Origin of the sequence: Moraxella sp. FZLJ2109, assembly GCF_024296965.1 — a bacterium.
Lineage (GTDB): Bacteria > Pseudomonadota > Gammaproteobacteria > Pseudomonadales > Moraxellaceae > Moraxella.
In genome coordinates, this window is record NZ_CP101112.1 from 146,458 (window position 1) to 164,399 (window position 17,942).

Consider the following 17,942-nt stretch of genomic DNA (forward strand, 5'->3'; position numbering starts at 1 on the left):
TGATGCGGTTTTTTTAGTTGGTATAAATTATTGTGCCATTTTCTTTTTAATGCGCATTCCAAGCCAGATCAAGCCAAAAAACGCAATCAGTACCGCAATAAAGCCCAGCACAGGCACAAAGATCGATAGTGCCGACAGTCCAATCGCCGCAGTAGTTTCAGCCGCGCCGAATGCTGGATTTGCCACGCCTGCTGTGGTCACCGTCGATACCGCCCGTGTCGCTGCCGAAGTGGTCTTGATGGTCGCAGCCGCCCCACCGCCTGCGACGATAGCCAGCGCCCAAGTCATCGCAGGACTCATGTCTGTCAATGTGCTTGCCATCACCAAAGTCCCCGCCACGCCTGCCAATGGCACAGCAATGGTATCAAGTAAATTATCCACCACAGGCACAAGGTAGCCCAAGGCTTCGATGACACTTGCCACGCCCAAAATCACCAATGCCGACAAGCTGCCCACCCACATCCAATCTTCATTCAGCGGAATGATGCCAAAATACGCCGCCAAAGACACTCCGAACAATGGTACAAATACGCGAAAACCTGTACTCGCCGCAAGTCCTACGCCCAAGCAGATACTAATCAGCATTTCTATGGTCATGGTGATTCCTTGTGTGTTGTTGATTGATTTGGATAATTGGCGATGCCGTTCAGCACTTCATCAAGCGCCAAAATCACATCATATGTCATCTGCGAACTCGGCGCATTGATCATCGCACTCACCGCATACCATTCGTCATTGGCATCTTTGGCAAAGCCTGCGATCGTATGCACGCCATCTAAAGTACCTGTTTTCATCCACGCGCGCCCGATGGCTAGGCTTTGGGGTTGGCGTTTGGCAAACTCTGCCATCGTGCCTGTCTGACCGACCACAGGCAAGGATGCCAAAAACGGCTCAAAATTCGGTGAATGATAAGCAAAAATTAACAAACTGACCATCGAACTCGCACTGACTTTACAGTCGCGGCACAAGCCTGATGCGCGCGTCATCTCAGGTGGTGTGGTTGATAATTTGCTTTTCCACCACGATGTCAAAAAGGCAAACGCTTGTGGATAATCCGACTGCTTAGCTCCTTGAGTCAATGGCAAACTCAGTGCCATCTGCTCGGTCATGACATTATTAGAATACAGATTAATGTCTGCAATTAAGCTTTTTAGCGATTTAGAATACCAAGTGACAATCGGTAAATGCGCACCGCCCTGCGCCTTGATATCCCAAGCTTGCTGTGCGATAATGACTTGACCTGTGAAAGTTGGATCAATTATTTGCCACTCGCCCTGCACCGCTTTAACGGCAAGTGCATTGGTATCAGCAAAGGCAAGCCAAAACTGACTGGCGGCACATTGATTGGACATCACACCGCGCACGCTGAGTGCTTGGGTAGTCAGATCAAAATTGGGTGAATTTGCCTTAGTACAAGTCGCAGATACCATCGGCATCTGCTCAGGTGCAGTGAAATTTGCTAAGCTTGGCTTAACAGTGATGCTGGCTTGGGTGTTGCTCTTTGGTGTGACAGAGACTTCGATCGTGCCAAAATTCACAAGCAAGGCATTGGGCTGTGCATTATACGCGCGCAGTGCTTGCCGATCGAACGATGCAGTATCAAATGACGCACCTTTAAAAGCAAGATTATCAATGATGATATTGCCATGAATGTGCTTAATACCGCGCTGCTTGATTTTTTCAAATAGGCTTGTCAAAGCATCATAAGTCAATGCAGGATCACCTGCGCCAACGATGATCAAATCACCATACAAAGTACCGCCCATCACCGCCCCATGCTGATACACGCGCGTCTGCCAACGATAGTCCGCACCCAATGTATCTAGCGCGGCAAATGTCGTCACCAGTTTCTGAGTCGATGCCGGCACCATCAGTGCCGAGTCCCGATGACGAATGCGCAGCTCACCCTTACCAAGCGGCTCAACCACCAAGCTCATGGCGGCATCATCCACGCCTGCCGCTTTTAGCCGTGCGCTAATATTGGCAGGTAATTCTGCCTGTGCACTCGTACCAACCACCATCGCCATGATCAGTGGCAGCATGGCAATACGGCAGCGCAATTTATGAATCATTTTCATGCTGCACTAACAAAATACTTCTGCAAACCTTCACCAATGCCTGAGCTAATGGCAGATTTTAATGGCTTGGCAAAAAAGCCCAATGACGCTTCAAAAACAATCTTATCAGCAGTCAAAGTTGCCTTAGCATCAACACCCGCCTTTGAAATGCTCGCGGTATCAGCTGTCTCACCTTCGATATAATCAGCCTTTAGCCCAAATTGCGACTCAGCTTCGCTCAGCCATTTTTTGGCTTGTGCGCGTGCGGTGGCAAAATCAAAACTGTGGGCTTGTTCAATGCGAATATCACTCATAATTACTCTTTTGTATGTAAATAAAATTTGCCCTATTTTATAGCATCAATGGTAAATTTTCCGTGGCATTTTGTAACTGTTACAATATTACAAATAAAAAGCCCTGTAAAAACAGAGCTTTAGCAAGTGCTATTTGTCATCAAGCCGCAGATTAAGTCTTTGGCAAAGTCACACCCGTCTGCCCTTGATATTTTCCGCCGCGATCCTTGTAAGAAGTCTCGCAGACATCATCGGCATCCGATTGGAAAAACAGCATCTGTGCCACGCCTTCACCAGCATAAATGCGCGCAGGCAAATTGGTGGTATTACTAAATTCCAAAGTCACATGACCTTCCCATTCAGGTTCAAGCGGCGTGACATTGACGATGATGCCGCAGCGTGCGTAGGTCGATTTGCCAAGGCAGATGGTCAAGACATCGCGCGGGATTTTGAAATACTCAACCGTGCGTGCCAGTGCAAATGAGTTCGGTGGAATGATACATTCATCACCGACGATGTCAATAAAGCTTTTTTCGTCGAAATTCTTCGGATCAACGATCGCTGAATGTACATTGGTAAAGACCTTAAATTCATTGGCGCATCGGACATCATAGCCATAGCTAGATGTGCCATAGCTGACCAGCTTATCGCCCTTTTCATTATAGCGCACTTGATTTGGCTCAAATGGCGCGATCATGCCGTGTTCTTCAGCCATTTTTCGGATCCAGCGATCGGATTTGATAGACATGGTTGTACTCTTTGGATAGTTTTCTTGATGGCTATTATAAGGCATTTATCAGCATTTGAGTAGTAGCAATTGCATTTGAAATTTGGCAAAATTTAACGCTGAATTATCAATGGATCTTTTAAATTTATCACCGCCAAAATTTTTTATCCTTGATTCAAACTCTTGGAAAATTGCTTATACCACTTGGCTTCATCTTGATAATTTGCTAACATAAGACTTATTCATTTGCTACAAAAATTGTTGTAAAAAAGGATGTTTCGATGAATCGTTTTGACTTTAGCACCGCGCCTTATAATGCACTCACCACCAGGCAGCGCACCAAGCTTGAAAAAGCCACCGACATCGTCTTTTTTGACGATCATGCCACAGTCATCAGCCCCCAAGACGCCGTCGAAACGCTCTACATCATCATCAAAGGCATCGTCCAAGAAGTCGATGCCGATGGCGAAGTGCTTGCCATTTATCACCCATCGGACAGCTTCGATACGCGCGCGCTGTTTGAGCAGTCGTATCGCCACAGCTTCATCGCCGCCGAACAAAGCCTGCTGTATGCCATTCCAAAAGCCGTGATTCGTGAATTGATCGAGAAAAACAGCGAATTTGGCGCGTATTTTTTCGCCAATATCGCCGATAAACTCAAAGCACAAACCGGCAATAAGCGCGAAAATGAACTGGCTGGACTATTCACCGCCAAGATCAAAGACGCCTATCGCCCTTACGATGAGCTGCATTCAGGTGAAATAAGCCTGATCCAAGCAGGCAAAATCATGCAAGAAAATAAGAGCAAATCGCTGCTGATTCATCATAATGGCAAAATCGGTCTGGTGGCAGAATCGCTGTTTCGCGATGTGATGATCCAAAGTGGTGATACGCTCGATCCGCACGCGCCCATTCATCAGTGGGCGTGCTTTGAGCTGATCAGTGCTGATGTCGATGATTTTATGTTCACCGCGCTGCTTAAGATGATGAATCATCGCATTCAGCGCGTCGTCGTCACCAAAAATGGCGATCCCATCGGTATGCTTGAGCAGATTGATATTTTAGCATTTCTATCCAATCACAGTCATCTTATCGCGGAGAAACTGGAAGTTGCGACAAGTCTTGGCGAGCTTACCCGCGTCGCCACACAGATGAATGCCACCATCGCTGCTTTATTTAGCAATGGCATGCAGGCTAAGCAGCTGGCTCAGCTGATGCAAGTACTGAACGCGCGCCTATTTGAAAAAGCTTGGCGATTGATCGCGCCTGAACATATCATTGATAAGTCTTGCTTGATTGTCATGGGTTCTGAAGGTCGTGGCGAACAAGTGCTAAAAACCGATCAGGACAATGCGCTGATTTTTGATGATGATTTGACCCTTGAAGAAGTAATGCCTTATACGCAGGCATTTTCGGCGGTGCTTGATGATTTTGGCTATCCACCTTGCCAAGGCAAAATCATGGTCAATAACCCCACTTGGTGTAAGCCTATTAGTGAATTTAAACAAATGGTCGGCTCATGGTGTCGTACAGCAAGCGGTGAGAACATGATGAATCTTGCGATTTTTATCGATGCCAAACCCATCACAGGCAAGCAAGAGCTTTTCTATGAAGTTAAGAATCATTTACAATTTTATCTACAAAATGATGTCGGTATGCTGATGGGCTTTGCGCGCGTGGTGAATCAATTTAATGAAGACGGGCAAGGGTTTTTTGCGCAGATTCTGGGTCAAGAAAAGCGTAAAATGGACATCAAAAAAATGGGTACTTTCCCCATCGTGCATGGCGTGCGCTCCTTGAGTTTACAGGCTCGTATCACTGAGACCAACACTTTTGAGCGCATCAATAAGCTTGCTGAGATGGGAATTATCGAAAAGCAGCTGAGCCAAGATGTCGCCGAAGCACTTGCTTATCTGATGCACACGCGACTAAAAAATGGCTTATTTTCTATTAAGCATGGCTTAGAAGTGCAGCCCAACCAAGTCGCCACCGAAAACCTCTCCACGCTTGAGCGCGACCTACTCAAAGACGCCCTGCAAGTAGTCAAACGCTTCAAACACATGGTCAATGCGCATTTTCATTTGAGCAACTAAAGGGGCGATGTGATGAAGTTTTTTGACAAATTGCGCCACAGCTATTATCGCAAACAGCTTAAAAATCCTGATTATGATTTTTTGTACCAAAGCCATCCTGATGAGCTCGTGAGTTTTGATTGTGAAACCACAAGTCTAAATGTCGCCGAAGCACAAATCATCTCCATCGGCGCGGTAAAAATTCGCGGTAATCGCATTTTGACCAGTGAAGCTTTTGAGATTCTGATCAAGCCTGAAGGCATGATGGAAGCGACCAATGTCACCATTCATGGACTTCGCCCCAAGGATCTGAGCAGTGGCGTGACGATTGAAGCGGCATTAGAAGAATTTCTGCACTTCGTCGGTGGTCGTCCGCTCGTTGGGTATTTTTTGGAATATGATGTGGCGATGGTGAATAAATTCTTAAAACCGATGCTTGGCATCATCCTGCCCCAAGAGCAAATCGAAGTCTCGCGGCTGTTCCACGCCCAAGAAACCAAGCACAAATATTATGATGCAGAAGTGGATTTGACCATGGCAAATATGGTGAAAACCCTTGGTATTCCTGATTTGCCACGCCATGATGCACTCAATGATGCCATCAATGTGGCAATGATGTATCTTGCGCTCAAGCATCGGCGTGTGTAGTTTGTTGCTTTTTTTAAAAATCCCACTCTGGCTGTAGGGTGCGTTCAACGCACCAACAAGCAACTTAGTGTCAATTTACAAAACTACTTAATTTAAAATCAGACACTTTTGATGAATTACCATGTGGGACGCACCTTGCTTTTTGCGACAAAATGGTGCGTACAACGCACCCTTGTATCTTACCACCTAAGACTAGCTATCTTGGTGGTAGCATGGTAGATTATACCATCAACCTAAGTTACTTGTGAGTTTTTACGCACCCTAAGTACTTTGATGCTGTTTTGTAGATTAAACCCAAGTAACTTCCTTTTCATCGTAAATCTGAATGGTATCCAAGCACTTGATTGTCATACAATCAATGATGCTGAATGAACAAGGATAGATGCAATGACTTATTACATCGGTGTTGATGTCAGTAAACATAAACTGGATGTGGCTTGGCTCAAAGACTTATCAAGCATGAAAGTCAAAACCAAAATCTTTGACAACACACTTGAAGACTTTATACGGCTTAGCGACTGGCTAGCAGACAATTTGGGTTCTGATGTCAGTTTTAACGACATTCACATCGTCCTAGAAGCCACAGGAGTGTATCATGAAAACCTAGCCTATTACTTATATGACTTAGGCTTTCAGGTGAGTATTATTAATCCTGCTTTTGTCAAACACTATGCTGACAGCTTGGGTGTTAGACAAAAGACCGATAAAAAAGACAGTATCATCCTTGCCAAATACGGTGCAACCACACAGCCCGACATCTGGATTGCCCCAAGTCATGAAGCTCGTCATTTAAAATCTCTGCTGTCTCGTCTTGATGCGTTACATGAAGACTTACAACGAGAAGAAAATCGTAAAGAAAAAGCAGAGGCAACTGACACACCAAAGGCAGTCAAAGACTCCATTGATGCGGTCATTGCCCATCTGAAACAAGCCATCAAAGCATTAAATGACGATATAGATAATCACATCAAACGCCACCCCAAACTCAAAGCCGATCAAGCGTTACTACAAAGCATCAAAGGCGTAGGACAAGTCATCTCAAGACAAATGCTTGCTTTGTTTAATACCAAACAATTTAATAATGCTAAGCAAGTATCCGCCTTTTTAGGACTGATTCCCAAGCAGCAAGAATCAGGCTTATTTAGGGGCAGGTCAAGGCTGGCTAAAACCGGCAATTCAAGCATTCGTGCCAAATTGTATATGGCAGCAGTGGTGGCTACTCAATACAATCCTGATATTAAAGACCAGTACGAACGCTTACAACAAAATGGCAAATGCAAGATGCAGGCTTTATGTGCTGCCATGCGTAAGCTTGTACAAATCTGTTTTGGTGTCATTAAACACCAAAAACCCTACCAACCACAAATTCAGGCAATTTAGGGTTTGACTTTGGGGTTGGGAGATGGTATCTACGCATTTTTTTAATTTTATTAAATTACTTCATTAAAAATTCATCTTAAAAATTGCTAAAACCCATCATTACCCCACCCCTGTGTCTTGCACAATCTACATAACTTAAAAAATTTCTGCATAATTCAAGTATTGATGTTATAACTTCCTAAAATATTAACTCATTGATAAATAAGAATATTTTTATAAATTTTCTCATTACAACCCGTTACAAATTGGCAAGTTTTAACAATTTTTCGATACAAATGTATTGCAATTGCCACAAGTTGTGTTATGCTATAAACATCCGTTTTTGTATAATCAATCTTTATGAATGAGTTATCAAGTGCTGGTTCAGACTGACTGATTGTTGATCAATTTTTTCACCACAATGATGGAATATGATGTTCTTGAGTGTGTTGTTGTTATTGAATGATTAAAAGCGGATCGACAACAATGGAATAATTTGCAGGGATTTGCAATTCACTTCACCGTTTTGGTTCCAAATCCCTGCGCTTTCATAAGGAGTGATTTTTATGTCACAACATGATGCACAAGGATATTGGAAAGCCAATGTTCGCTTAATTGTCCTTTGTCTCGTTCTTTGGCTACTTTGCTCGCACGGCTTTGCCATTTGGCTACGCCCAATGCTTGCCGGTATCCAAGTAGGCGGTTCTGATTTGGGCTTTTGGTTTGGTCAGCAAGGCTCTATGATTGTCTTTATTTTATTGATTTTCTTCTATGCATGGCGCATGGGCAAAATCGATAAAGAATTTGGCGTGACGGAGGACTAAGCCATGAGTCAGTTTTGGATTAATATTCTATTTGTTGGTGCGTCGTTCGCGCTGTACTTCGGTATCGCGATTTGGGCGCGCGCTGGCTCTACCAAAGAGTTCTATGTCGCTGGTGGTGGCGTACACCCTGTGGTCAATGGTATGGCAACAGGCGCTGACTGGATGAGTGCGGCTTCGTTCATTTCGATGGCAGGTATGCTTGCCATGGGTGGCTATGCCGCATCGGCATATTTGATGGGTTGGACAGGTGGTTTCGTACTACTTGCGCTACTACTTGCGCCGTATCTGCGTAAATTCGGTAAGTTCACCGTACCTGATTTCATCGGTGATCGCTTTTATTCTAAGACCGCGCGCCTTGTCGCTGTCGTGTGCTTGATCCTAGCGTGTACCACTTATGTTATCGGTCAGATGACTGGTGCAGGCGTTGCGTTCTCGCGCTTCTTAGAAGTTGATAGCACCACAGGTCTATTGATCGCGGCTGTCGTTGTACTTTTCTATGCTGTACTTGGTGGTATGAAAGGCATCACCTATACTCAGGTGGCGCAGTACATCGTTTTGATGATTGCTTATATGGTGCCTGCGATTTTCATCTCGCTGAACTTAACTGGCAACCCAATCCCACAAATCGGTATGTTCGGCACAGATGTCGCAAGTGGTGTACCGCTGCTACAAAAGCTTGATATGCTGGTCACCGATCTTGGCTTTGATCAATACACCGCTGATGTGCCAAATAAGCTTAATATGTTCCTACTGACCATGTCATTGATGGTGGGTACTGCTGGTTTGCCACATGTTATCATCCGCTTCTTTACTGTACCAAAGGTCTCTGATGCGCGTACTTCGGCGGGCTGGACACTGTTCTTCATCGCCCTACTGTATACCACAGCCCCTGCGGTCGGCTCTATGGCGCGCCTAAACATCATCAACACCGTCTATCCAGAAGGTCGCGATGCCCCTACGCTTGTCCATGCTGAGCGTCCTGAGTGGATGACCAACTGGGAAAATACTGGTCTATTGAAGTTTGAAGACAAAAACGGCGACGGTCGTATCCAGTACTATAATGACAAGAACGAAGAGTTCAACACCACTGTCGCTGCCGAAAAAGGCTGGGCAGGTAACGAGCTAACCGTGAACAACGACATCTTGGTATTGGCAAACCCTGAAATCGCCAACCTTCCAAGCTGGGTGATTGGTCTGATTGCTGCTGGTGGCTTAGCTGCTGCACTATCTACCGCTGCAGGTCTGCTACTTGCGATCTCATCTGCGATCTCGCATGACTTGATCAAGAAGACCATCAAGCCTGATATTACTGATAAAGGTGAATTGATGGCGGCTCGTATCTCAATGACTGTAGCGATCGCTGTTGCGACTTACCTAGGTATCAACCCACCAGGATTTGCCGCTCAGGTTGTTGCTGTTGCCTTTGGTATCGCAGGCTCTACCCTATTCCCTGCCTTGATGATGGGTATTTTCTCAAAACGCATCAACTCTGCAGGCGCAACAGCAGGTATGATTGTTGGTGGTGCGATTACTTGTATCTATGTATTCTTGTACATGGGCTGGTTCTTCATCCCTGGTACCAACACCTTCGAAAACGTCGAAGCAGAATGGATCATGGGTATCTCACCGCTATCATTTGGTGCTATCGGAGCCTTGATCAACTTCGTGGTTGCGTTCATCGTGTCATCGATGACACCACCGCCACCAAAAGAAGTACAAGACCTAGTCGAAAGCGTCCGTTATCCAAAAGGTGCTGGTGCTGCTGTTGATCACTAATCAGCCCACCCGCCTTCTCAAAAGTCGTCCACTTGGATGGCTTTTGTTTTTGGCGTCCAAATCCTAATAATTGCTGTCACATCACCCAAAAGCATGAACAAAAACTAATCTAGCCAAAAAGTCAACGGCCAGATACATTGCAAAAAAAATGCACCCAACTGAATGAGTGCATTGATCATCACAACAAAATGATGATTAAGCCAATCCTGCTTCTTTTTCGGCAGCTTCGACTGTTTGGCGGATTAGTGTATTAATCGTCATTGGACCGACACCACCTGGTACTGGCGTGTATGCCGATGCCACCGCTTCGATACCACCCAGCTCGATATCACCGCAGCCGCCTGTATCCGTCGGGTGAAAACCTGCATCCACCACCACAGCACCAGGCTTGATCCAGTCTTTTTTGATCAGCTCAGGCACGCCGACCGCACCGACGACGATGTCAGCATTGGCGATGTGACTTGGCAAATCTTTGGTCTTAGAGTGGCAAATGGTAACGGTGCAGTTGGCATTCAGTAGCATCATTGCCATTGGCTTACCAAGAATGGCACTACGACCGACAACGACAGCGTGCTTACCAGCCAACTCAACCTTGTAGTGATTCAACAAGTGCATGATGCCCTGCGGTGTGCAAGAACCATAAGCAGGCTCACCCATCGACATATTACCAAAACCTAGACAGGTCACGCCATCGACATCTTTGTCCAAGCTAATACGGTCAAAGCACGCACGCTCATCAATCTGTGCAGGCACTGGATGCTGTAACAAAATCCCATGCACATCACGGTTGGCATTGAGCTCATCAATCTTGGCAAGCAGCTCTTCGGTGGTGGTACTCTCAGGCATCTCTACACGGATACTATCCATGCCGACACGCTTACAGGCATTGCCCTTCATGCGTACATAGGTCGCTGATGCAGGATCATCGCCAACCAAGATGGTTGCTAGAATCGGAGTGCGGTTTGTTTTGGCTTTATAGGCCGCCACACGCTCTTTGAGTTCATTCTCAATCTGTGCCGCCAATGCTTTGCCATCTAATACCAATGCCATAATTCACCTTTTGTTGTTGGGTCAAAAAAGAAAGTTGCAAATCTAGTCAATTATAGTCAATTTGTACAAAATTTACCAGTTGCAAATATTCGTAAATATAAAAAACCACCGCAAATTAAATTATGCGATGGCTCAATCTTGATTACAGTCCAATTTCACCGATGAATGGTAGATGGCGATATTTTTGGTCATAATCCAGACCGTAGCCCACGATAAAGCGGTCTTCAACTTCAAAACCCATGAATTTCACAGGCATCTCAATCTCACGGCGCGATGGCTTGCTCACCAAAGTGCATAGCTCAATTGAATTTGGTTCACGAGTTTGTAGGATTTCCACGACTTTTGACAAGGTGCGGCCAGAGTCGATGATGTCTTCGACGATCAGCACATCTTTGCCTTTGATTTCGCTGTCTAGGTCTTTGATGATTTTGACATCACCACTTGATACAGTGCTTTTATTAATATAACTTGATACAGTCATAAAATCAATTTCATGTGGCTTGGTCACTTCACGGCACAAATCCGCCATAAAAATCACCGAACCGCGCAATAAACCAATCAAAATCAACTCGTTATCGCTGCCTGCATAATGAGCATTGATTTGCTCGCCCAATTCTTTGACTCGTGCGGCAATCTGCTCAGCAGAAATCATCACATTCATTTCACGCGGTTCGCTCATGGCTACTCCTAATAATTAACTTTGGTAAATAATCAATCAATTCACCAATAAAACTAAATAATGATTAATCAATTATGTACGGCTCAATGCCATCTCAGACAAGGCAAATTGGCGAATGTCATTAAGCATGGTCGTATCAAAATTATGAATAAATACAAAAGACAATTCACGGCTTGGATCACAAAATGCCACCGAACCATTATAGCCCATATGCCCATAAGCTTGATTGGTATTGTTTAGGCTAAATACACGATGAAAACCCAATCTCCAGCGCATATTGGCAGGCATTACTGCATCAAAGCCGTCGGTATGCACCGTGCGCATCTGCGATAAAGTATCAGCATCGATCAGCACCTTATCATCCACCACACCATTATTGGCGTGCATGGCGTAGATTTTGGCAAGTGCATTGGCGGTAGAGACGCCGTTTGCCGCAGGAATACACGCCATCAGCACATCGGAGCGGTGATATTCTAGCCCATCGCGACTGTTTGGCATGAGTGCATTTTTATAATTGGCAAGGTTCATGCGACTGGTGTCAAAGTACAAGCGATTCACCGCAGCAGTGCTGATCGGCGCATCACCGAGTGCAGGCTGCCAAAGCTGTGCTGCTGGCAAATGCGCAAGGGTCGCAAGCGTCTCTGGGCTATCAGGCTTCAGCACAGGCTTGCGGCGCGGTGTGTTTTCGGTTGGCAATTCATAAAAATAGCGTTCTGGCTTGGCAATCTGTGCCACCAACGACTCAGGTACACCATAAAACAGCTCGCCCGATACGCCCAAAGGCTGTGCCAAATAAGTATCCAGTGCATCATTGACACTCATGCCAGTCACGCGCTCGACCACACCGCCCAAGACCCAGCCTGAGACCAAAGCACTGTACGCGCTGGCATACTGCTGCTCCGCTTGTCCGCGTGGCACACCCACAGGCATGGCGGCGATTTTACTTGTCATACCTTGCCAATCAAGCAAATCATTGGCATCGGTGGTGACGCTTGTGATGTCAAATAAGCCTGCGCTATGGGTTAAAACATCTTGCAGGCGGATGTCTTGCTTGCCATTTTGGACAAAGTCTGCCCAATAAGTCGCAATCGGCACATCATAGCGCACGAGCCCACGACTGACCAAAACCGCAATCAAAGTCGCCATCACGCCTTTACCGATCGAAAAATTCACCGATAAAGTTGATGATGACCACGGCAGCTCAGGCAGCGCTTGACCCACAGCGGTATCGACGACTTTTTTGCCTTGATGATAAATCACCAAAGCACCGCCAGCAGGCGCATCGTCGAGTTGTAATTTTTTTAAAATATCTTCAAAATCTTGCCAATTTGACATAATCTATTCTTTTATTATTATTTACAATCAATCACAAAAAAGCGATGCTGCCGACCAAATGCGGCTTATCGCTAGAGACGGCATACAGCCCAAATTCAATGCCCAAATCACACGGCACATCGCTGATCAGCTCAGCTTTCGATGGCAAAAAGACAGGCTGCTTGAACGCCACTTCCACCGTATAAGCAGCAGGCAGTTTATAGGCTTTGGATAGCAGTGCCAGTGATTTGGCTTTGGTCCACATTCCATGCGCGATCGCCTTTGGAAAGCCGAACGCACGCGCTGACAATGGATGTAGGTGAATTAGGTTAAAATCCCCTGAGACAAACGCATAACGGCGACCGATGTCTTCAGGTACATCAACCACAGTATGCAGTCCGCCTTCGATCACTTCAGGCTTAGGGTTGGCTGTCTCAGGCTTGGCAGGATTAGCAGCGCGTTCTTGCTTGCTCTTTTTTTGGCGCGACAGATAAGTCGATACGCCTTGCCAAATCACTTCATCACCAATCGATACCGTGGTGATAAAGTCAAACTGCTGCCCCTTATCATGCGCCTTAAGATTATCCAATCGCACCGCCATCGATACTGTCTCAGTATCGAAAATCACGCGGTGCTGCGTGACGCTGTTGTGGATATGCACCAGTCCTAGCATCGCAAAAGGAAAATCAGGCTTTGCCATCATATTCATCTGCAAAGTCTGCGACAGCACCGCAAAATAAGTCGCAGGCACACGCCCATCATCCATAAAACTGCAAATCTTGCGATACTCGCGCAGATTACCCTGGTCGATCACCAGTTTCTCTACGCTATACACCGCCGTCGGCAACTCGCTTGCCTTGCTGTCACCATGCGGCAATAGGCTTTTGATGACATTGGCATAAGTTGTGTGTATTTTTGGCAATTCTGTAAATTGCAAATCTGACATAACACTTCCTTTTGGCTTTTGATCGTGCTGATTATATTAAGTGTATTAGCATAATCAGCACGATTTATTTATAAATACTAAATTATGCACCCAATAGGCTCTGACCACAGACGCGGACGATGTTGCCATTGATGCCGCCTGCTTGTGGCGCGATCATCCATGCGATGGTCTCAGCGACATCCACAGGCTCACCACCTTGGCTCATTGAGTTCATACGGCGGCCTGCTTCACGGATGGCAAATGGGATTTGACCTGTCATCTTGGTCTCGATAAATCCAGGGGCGATAGCGTTAATCGTACGCGCCGAATCAGCAAATAGCTTGGCGGTCGCTTCCACAAGCCCAATCACCCCAGCCTTACTCATCGCGTAGTTGGTCTGACCCAAGTTCCCTGCAATGCCTGAGATGCTTGACACGCAGACGATGCGCGCAGCGTCAGATAAGCCATTGGCATCAAGCAGATGCGCATTGATATTGGCGATGGCAGCAAGGTTGATATTCATCACCAGATCCCACTGTTCATCACTCATCTTCGCCAAAGTTTTATCGCGCGTCACGCCTGCATTATGCACGACGCCATCCAGCACGCCGCACGCTCTGATGATTTGGCTACCTGCATCTGGATCGGTGATGTCAAGCGGCAATGCAAAACCGCCAATCTCGCCTGCCACCGCTTGCAAATCTGCCAAAGCTTGTGGCACATCTAGACAATACACCTTCGCGCCATCACGCGCCAGCACTTGGGCGATTGCTTTGCCGATACCGCGACTTGCGCCTGTGACTAGCACCTTTTTGCCTGCCAAAGTATCACTTGTGGCTTGGGCAGATTTTTTGATCACCACCGCTTGACCTGAGACATAGGCAGATTTGGCTGACATGAAGAAATTCAGCGTATGCGCAAGCTCAGATTCCGCGCCTTTTTGGACATACAGCACTTGGGCGGTGATGCCTTTTTTGAACTCTTTGCCGATCGATTTGACAAAGCCAAGCAGTGCGCGCTGAGCCATCGCAAAGCCAATGTCTGTACCTGTGCAGCACTCGGGACGCGCAATGACAATCACTCTGCCTGATGATTTGATCGAACGGGCGATCGCGTGGAAAAATTCATAAGCCTGCTTAAGCTCGGCTGCCGTGCGGATATTGGTCGCATCAAAAATCGCCACTTTAAAGCGCGCGTTCTCATCCGTCAATCGCTCGCTTAAACTACCTGCCTTAGCGGTGAAAATATCAGCCTGATTACAAGACACCTTGGCATCATGCCCTGCCAAAATACGCGCCAACTCATCGCGCACACTGCTGTCATCACCAAGTGACAATCCCAACGCCACTTCGCCGCGCACCACAGGCTGTCCCAGCTCATAGCGGTCAAGCTTAATCGGCATCGGCAAGCCCAGATTTTTGGCTACTTTTCTGCCGATTGATGACTGTACCAATTCACCATAACGATCGCTCATATTTTGCTCCTTTGTTATTAAATCGCCCTTTACCGCCAAGGCTGATCGATGTTTATTCTTGATAAATTACAAATAATAACTGTTTATTTTATCACAGTTAAGCCCTATTATTACAAAAATCTTGACGATGTACAGCCAAAATTCATACCTATAAAAATTTGGTTTATAAAACTCAATTTTTCATAACTATTTATTATAATAGGCGAAAACTTTTCGCATTTAAGCAGTAAAGGTGGTATGCTTAGGATATTCAATCATTTTTTAAGGAAGAATCTCATGAGCCAAATCAAAAAAGTCGCCATCATCGGCGGTAATCGCATCCCTTTTGCGCGCAGTAATGGCGCGTACGCTGACGCAAGCAATATCGATATGCTCACCGCTGCCTTGGATGGCTTGATTGAGCGATTTGATTTGGCTGATAAGCCAATCGGTGAAGTGGTTGCAGGTACTGTACTTAAGCATAGCAATGATCTGAACTTGACGCGTGAAGCGGTGCTGAACACGCGTCTGCCTGCCACCACACCCACTTATGACATCTCACAAGCTTGTGGCACAGGGCTGCAGTCTGCCTTTGCTGTCGCGAATAAAATCGCGCTTGGCATCATTGACAGCGGCATCGCAGGCGGTACAGACACCACATCGGACGCACCGATTGCACTCGGTGATGGACTGCGCAAAGCCTTGATCCGCCTTGGCAATGCCAAAACTGCCAAAGATCGCTTGACGGCACTTGCCAGTATCAATCCAAAAGACTTAATTGCCTTTCCACAAAATGGTGAGTCTCGCACACAGCTATCCATGGGTGAGCACCAAGCCATCACAGCACTAGAATGGGATATCAGCCGTGCCGATCAAGATAAGCTTGCCTTTAATAGCCATCAAAATTTGGCGCGTGCTTATCAAGAAGGGTTTTTTGATGATTTGATTACGCCATATAAAGGACTGACTCAAGACAATAACTTGCGTGCCGATACCACGCTAGAAAAGCTTGGTACGCTAAAACCTGCTTTTGGCAAAAAGAATGCCAATCCAACCATGACCGCAGGTAACTCCACACCGCTGACCGACGGTGCCTCTTGTGTACTGCTATCTAGCGAAGCATGGGCGGCGGAGCATGGCTATGAACCACTGGCATATATCACCCATCAACAGACAGCTGCAGTGGATTTTATTGGTAAAAATGGTCTTACCGAAGGTCTACTCATGGCACCTGCCTATGCCGTACCGCAGATGCTTGCCAAGGCGGGTCTGACACTCCAAGACTTTGATTTTTATGAAATTCATGAAGCTTTTGCGTCACAAGTACTATCCACACTGGAAGCTTGGGAAGATGAGAATTTTTGCAAAACTCGTCTAGGATTGGATGCACCGCTAGGGGCGATTGACCGCAGTAAGCTGAATGTCAATGGCTCAAGCCTAGCTGCAGGACATCCATTTGCAGCGACTGGCGGTCGCATTTTGGCAACTGCTGCCAAGCTACTTGCCCAAAAAGGCTCGGGTCGTGCATTGATTTCTATCTGTGCAGCTGGTGGTCAAGGCGTGACTTGTATTTTGGAGCGTTAAGATATTTAACCCACAATAAAAAAAGACTTGGCACATACCAAGTCTTTTTTAGTCCGACGCTGTTTAAATCTGATAGTCATGCACCGCATCGATAAAGGCTTTGGCATGATCAGGATTTGACCACTGAGTGATGCCATGCCCGAAGTTCGCCACATAACCTGTCTTATCCAGCACATAAGCATCATCCAGCATACGCTTGACTTCAGCTCGGATGGCATCAGGTGTGCCGTAGATGGTCGCAGGGTCTAGGTTGCCTTGTAGGGCTTTTTTGGCGTTCAGTGCTGATAGTGTATGGCGTGCCTTATCCAGTGGCATCGTCCAGTCCAGTCCCAGTGCATCGGCTTGGCTATCAGCTTGGATATCTAGCCACAGCCCACCGCCTTTGGTGAATAGTACCACAGGCACTTCAGGATGGATGGCTTTTAGACGCTTGACGATATCTTTGTTGTAGCGATGGCTAAATTCGGTAAATTGGCGATGACCAAGCGCTCCACCCCAGCTATCAAAAATTTGCACAATCTGCGCTCCTGCACGGATTTGGGCATCCAGATAATCCACCACCGCATCAGCAATCTTGGCTAGCAGTGCGTGCAGTAGCTCAGGTGTGGCATACATCATCTGCTTAGTATGACGAAACTCACGGCTAGAACCACCCTCGACCATATAAGTCGCCAATGTCCACGGACTGCCCGAGAAACCAAATAACGGCACTTGACCATTCAATGCTGTGCGAATGCTTGTTACTGCTTTCATCACATAATCCAGCGATGAATTCATATCAATCTTTGGCAAGGCGGCGATGTCCGCTTCGGTGCGGACGGTCTTTTTAAGCTTAGGGCCTTCACCTTCGGCAAAATATAGACCCAAATCAAAGGCATCAGGAATCGTCAAAATATCACTGAATAAAATTGCCGCATCCAACTCAAAACGACGCAGCGGCTGCAAAGTCACTTCGGTTGCCTTATCAGTGTCTTTACATAGACTCAAAAAATCCCCAGCCTGCGCGCGGACTTCTTTGTACTCTGGCAAATAACGCCCTGCTTGACGCATCATCCACACAGGTGTCGTATCCACAGACTCAAAGCGAATGGCACGCAGTAGGCGGTCATTTTTTAGTGGAGCAAATTCGGTCATAGCTTATCCTAAATTAGCAAATAATTGGTAATCATTAGCAAGTGTTA

General features: G+C 46.4%; 16 protein-coding genes. 6 read left to right on the forward strand and 10 right to left on the reverse strand.

Going from position 1 to position 17,942, the window contains the following annotated elements; all coding sequences use genetic code 11:
• Window positions 1–27 precede the first annotated feature (27 nt).
• The 4 genes from NKU06_RS00745 to dcd form a co-directional block, all read right to left on the reverse strand.
• On the reverse strand, window positions 28–597 hold the full coding sequence (locus tag NKU06_RS00745; protein WP_254731594.1) for a DUF4126 domain-containing protein: 570 nt from the start codon (window positions 595–597) through the stop codon (window positions 28–30).
• Window positions 594–2,072: a D-alanyl-D-alanine carboxypeptidase/D-alanyl-D-alanine-endopeptidase gene (gene dacB / locus NKU06_RS00750; RefSeq protein WP_254731596.1), complete on the reverse strand. Its 1,479-nt coding sequence runs from the start codon at window positions 2,070–2,072 to the stop codon at window positions 594–596. Before dacB ends, NKU06_RS00745 begins: the two co-directional genes overlap by 4 nt.
• 2 nt (window positions 2,073–2,074) lie before the next feature.
• Window positions 2,075–2,371, reverse strand: coding sequence for a polyhydroxyalkanoic acid system family protein (locus NKU06_RS00755; RefSeq protein WP_254731598.1), 297 nt, complete (start codon window positions 2,369–2,371; stop codon window positions 2,075–2,077).
• A gap of 151 nt (window positions 2,372–2,522) precedes the next feature.
• Entirely contained in the window at window positions 2,523–3,098 is a 576-nt protein-coding gene (dcd, locus tag NKU06_RS00760) for a dCTP deaminase (RefSeq protein WP_253223918.1), read from the reverse strand.
• A gap of 260 nt (window positions 3,099–3,358) precedes the next feature.
• Here dcd and NKU06_RS00765 point away from each other — a divergent pair, with 260 nt between their 5' ends.
• The 5 genes from NKU06_RS00765 to NKU06_RS00785 all read left to right on the forward strand — a co-directional run bounded on the left by NKU06_RS00765 (window position 3,359) and on the right by NKU06_RS00785 (window position 9,756).
• On the forward strand, window positions 3,359–5,170 hold the full coding sequence (locus tag NKU06_RS00765; protein ID WP_254731601.1) for a DUF294 nucleotidyltransferase-like domain-containing protein: 1,812 nt from the start codon (window positions 3,359–3,361) through the stop codon (window positions 5,168–5,170).
• A 12-nt stretch (window positions 5,171–5,182) separates the two neighbouring features.
• The gene (locus tag NKU06_RS00770; protein ID WP_253223920.1) at window positions 5,183–5,797 is read left to right on the forward strand and encodes a 3'-5' exonuclease; all 615 of its coding nucleotides are present in this window, start codon (window positions 5,183–5,185) and stop codon (window positions 5,795–5,797) included.
• Between the two features lie 387 nt (window positions 5,798–6,184).
• A complete protein-coding gene (locus NKU06_RS00775) occupies window positions 6,185–7,177 on the forward strand; it encodes an IS110 family transposase (RefSeq protein WP_254729516.1) in 993 nt (330 codons plus the stop codon).
• A 545-nt stretch (window positions 7,178–7,722) separates the two neighbouring features.
• Window positions 7,723–7,980, forward strand: coding sequence for a DUF4212 domain-containing protein (locus NKU06_RS00780; protein WP_254731603.1), 258 nt, complete (start codon window positions 7,723–7,725; stop codon window positions 7,978–7,980).
• Window positions 7,981–7,983: 3 nt separating this feature from the next.
• Entirely contained in the window at window positions 7,984–9,756 is a 1,773-nt protein-coding gene (locus NKU06_RS00785; RefSeq protein WP_254731605.1) for a sodium:solute symporter family protein, read from the forward strand.
• 195 nt (window positions 9,757–9,951) lie between these two features.
• Here NKU06_RS00785 and folD read toward each other — a convergent pair whose 3' ends face one another.
• From folD to NKU06_RS00810, 5 genes are all read right to left on the reverse strand, one after another.
• On the reverse strand, window positions 9,952–10,806 hold the full coding sequence (gene folD, locus NKU06_RS00790; RefSeq protein ID WP_254731607.1) for a bifunctional methylenetetrahydrofolate dehydrogenase/methenyltetrahydrofolate cyclohydrolase FolD: 855 nt from the start codon (window positions 10,804–10,806) through the stop codon (window positions 9,952–9,954).
• A 142-nt stretch (window positions 10,807–10,948) separates the two neighbouring features.
• Window positions 10,949–11,485 carry a hypoxanthine phosphoribosyltransferase gene (gene hpt / locus NKU06_RS00795; protein WP_254731609.1) on the reverse strand — a complete coding sequence of 179 codons (537 nt, stop codon included), beginning with the start codon at window positions 11,483–11,485 and terminating at the stop codon, window positions 10,949–10,951.
• Between the two features lie 72 nt (window positions 11,486–11,557).
• Window positions 11,558–12,820 (reverse strand): serine hydrolase, encoded by a 1,263-nt coding sequence (locus NKU06_RS00800; protein ID WP_254731611.1) that lies wholly within the window; start codon window positions 12,818–12,820, stop codon window positions 11,558–11,560.
• A 31-nt stretch (window positions 12,821–12,851) separates the two neighbouring features.
• Window positions 12,852–13,745, reverse strand: a complete 894-nt coding sequence (locus NKU06_RS00805; RefSeq protein WP_254731613.1) for a MaoC/PaaZ C-terminal domain-containing protein — start codon at window positions 13,743–13,745, stop codon at window positions 12,852–12,854.
• An 82-nt stretch (window positions 13,746–13,827) separates the two neighbouring features.
• Window positions 13,828–15,198, reverse strand: a complete 1,371-nt coding sequence (locus tag NKU06_RS00810) for a 3-oxoacyl-ACP reductase (RefSeq protein ID WP_254731615.1) — start codon at window positions 15,196–15,198, stop codon at window positions 13,828–13,830.
• 276 nt (window positions 15,199–15,474) lie between these two features.
• Here NKU06_RS00810 and NKU06_RS00815 point away from each other — a divergent pair, with 276 nt between their 5' ends.
• Window positions 15,475–16,761, forward strand: a complete 1,287-nt coding sequence (locus NKU06_RS00815) for an acetyl-CoA C-acetyltransferase (protein ID WP_254731617.1) — start codon at window positions 15,475–15,477, stop codon at window positions 16,759–16,761.
• Between the two features lie 63 nt (window positions 16,762–16,824).
• Here the strand turns inward: NKU06_RS00815 and hemE are convergent, their stop codons facing one another.
• Window positions 16,825–17,895, reverse strand: coding sequence for a uroporphyrinogen decarboxylase (gene hemE / locus NKU06_RS00820; protein ID WP_254731619.1), 1,071 nt, complete (start codon window positions 17,893–17,895; stop codon window positions 16,825–16,827).
• Window positions 17,896–17,942 lie beyond the last annotated feature (47 nt).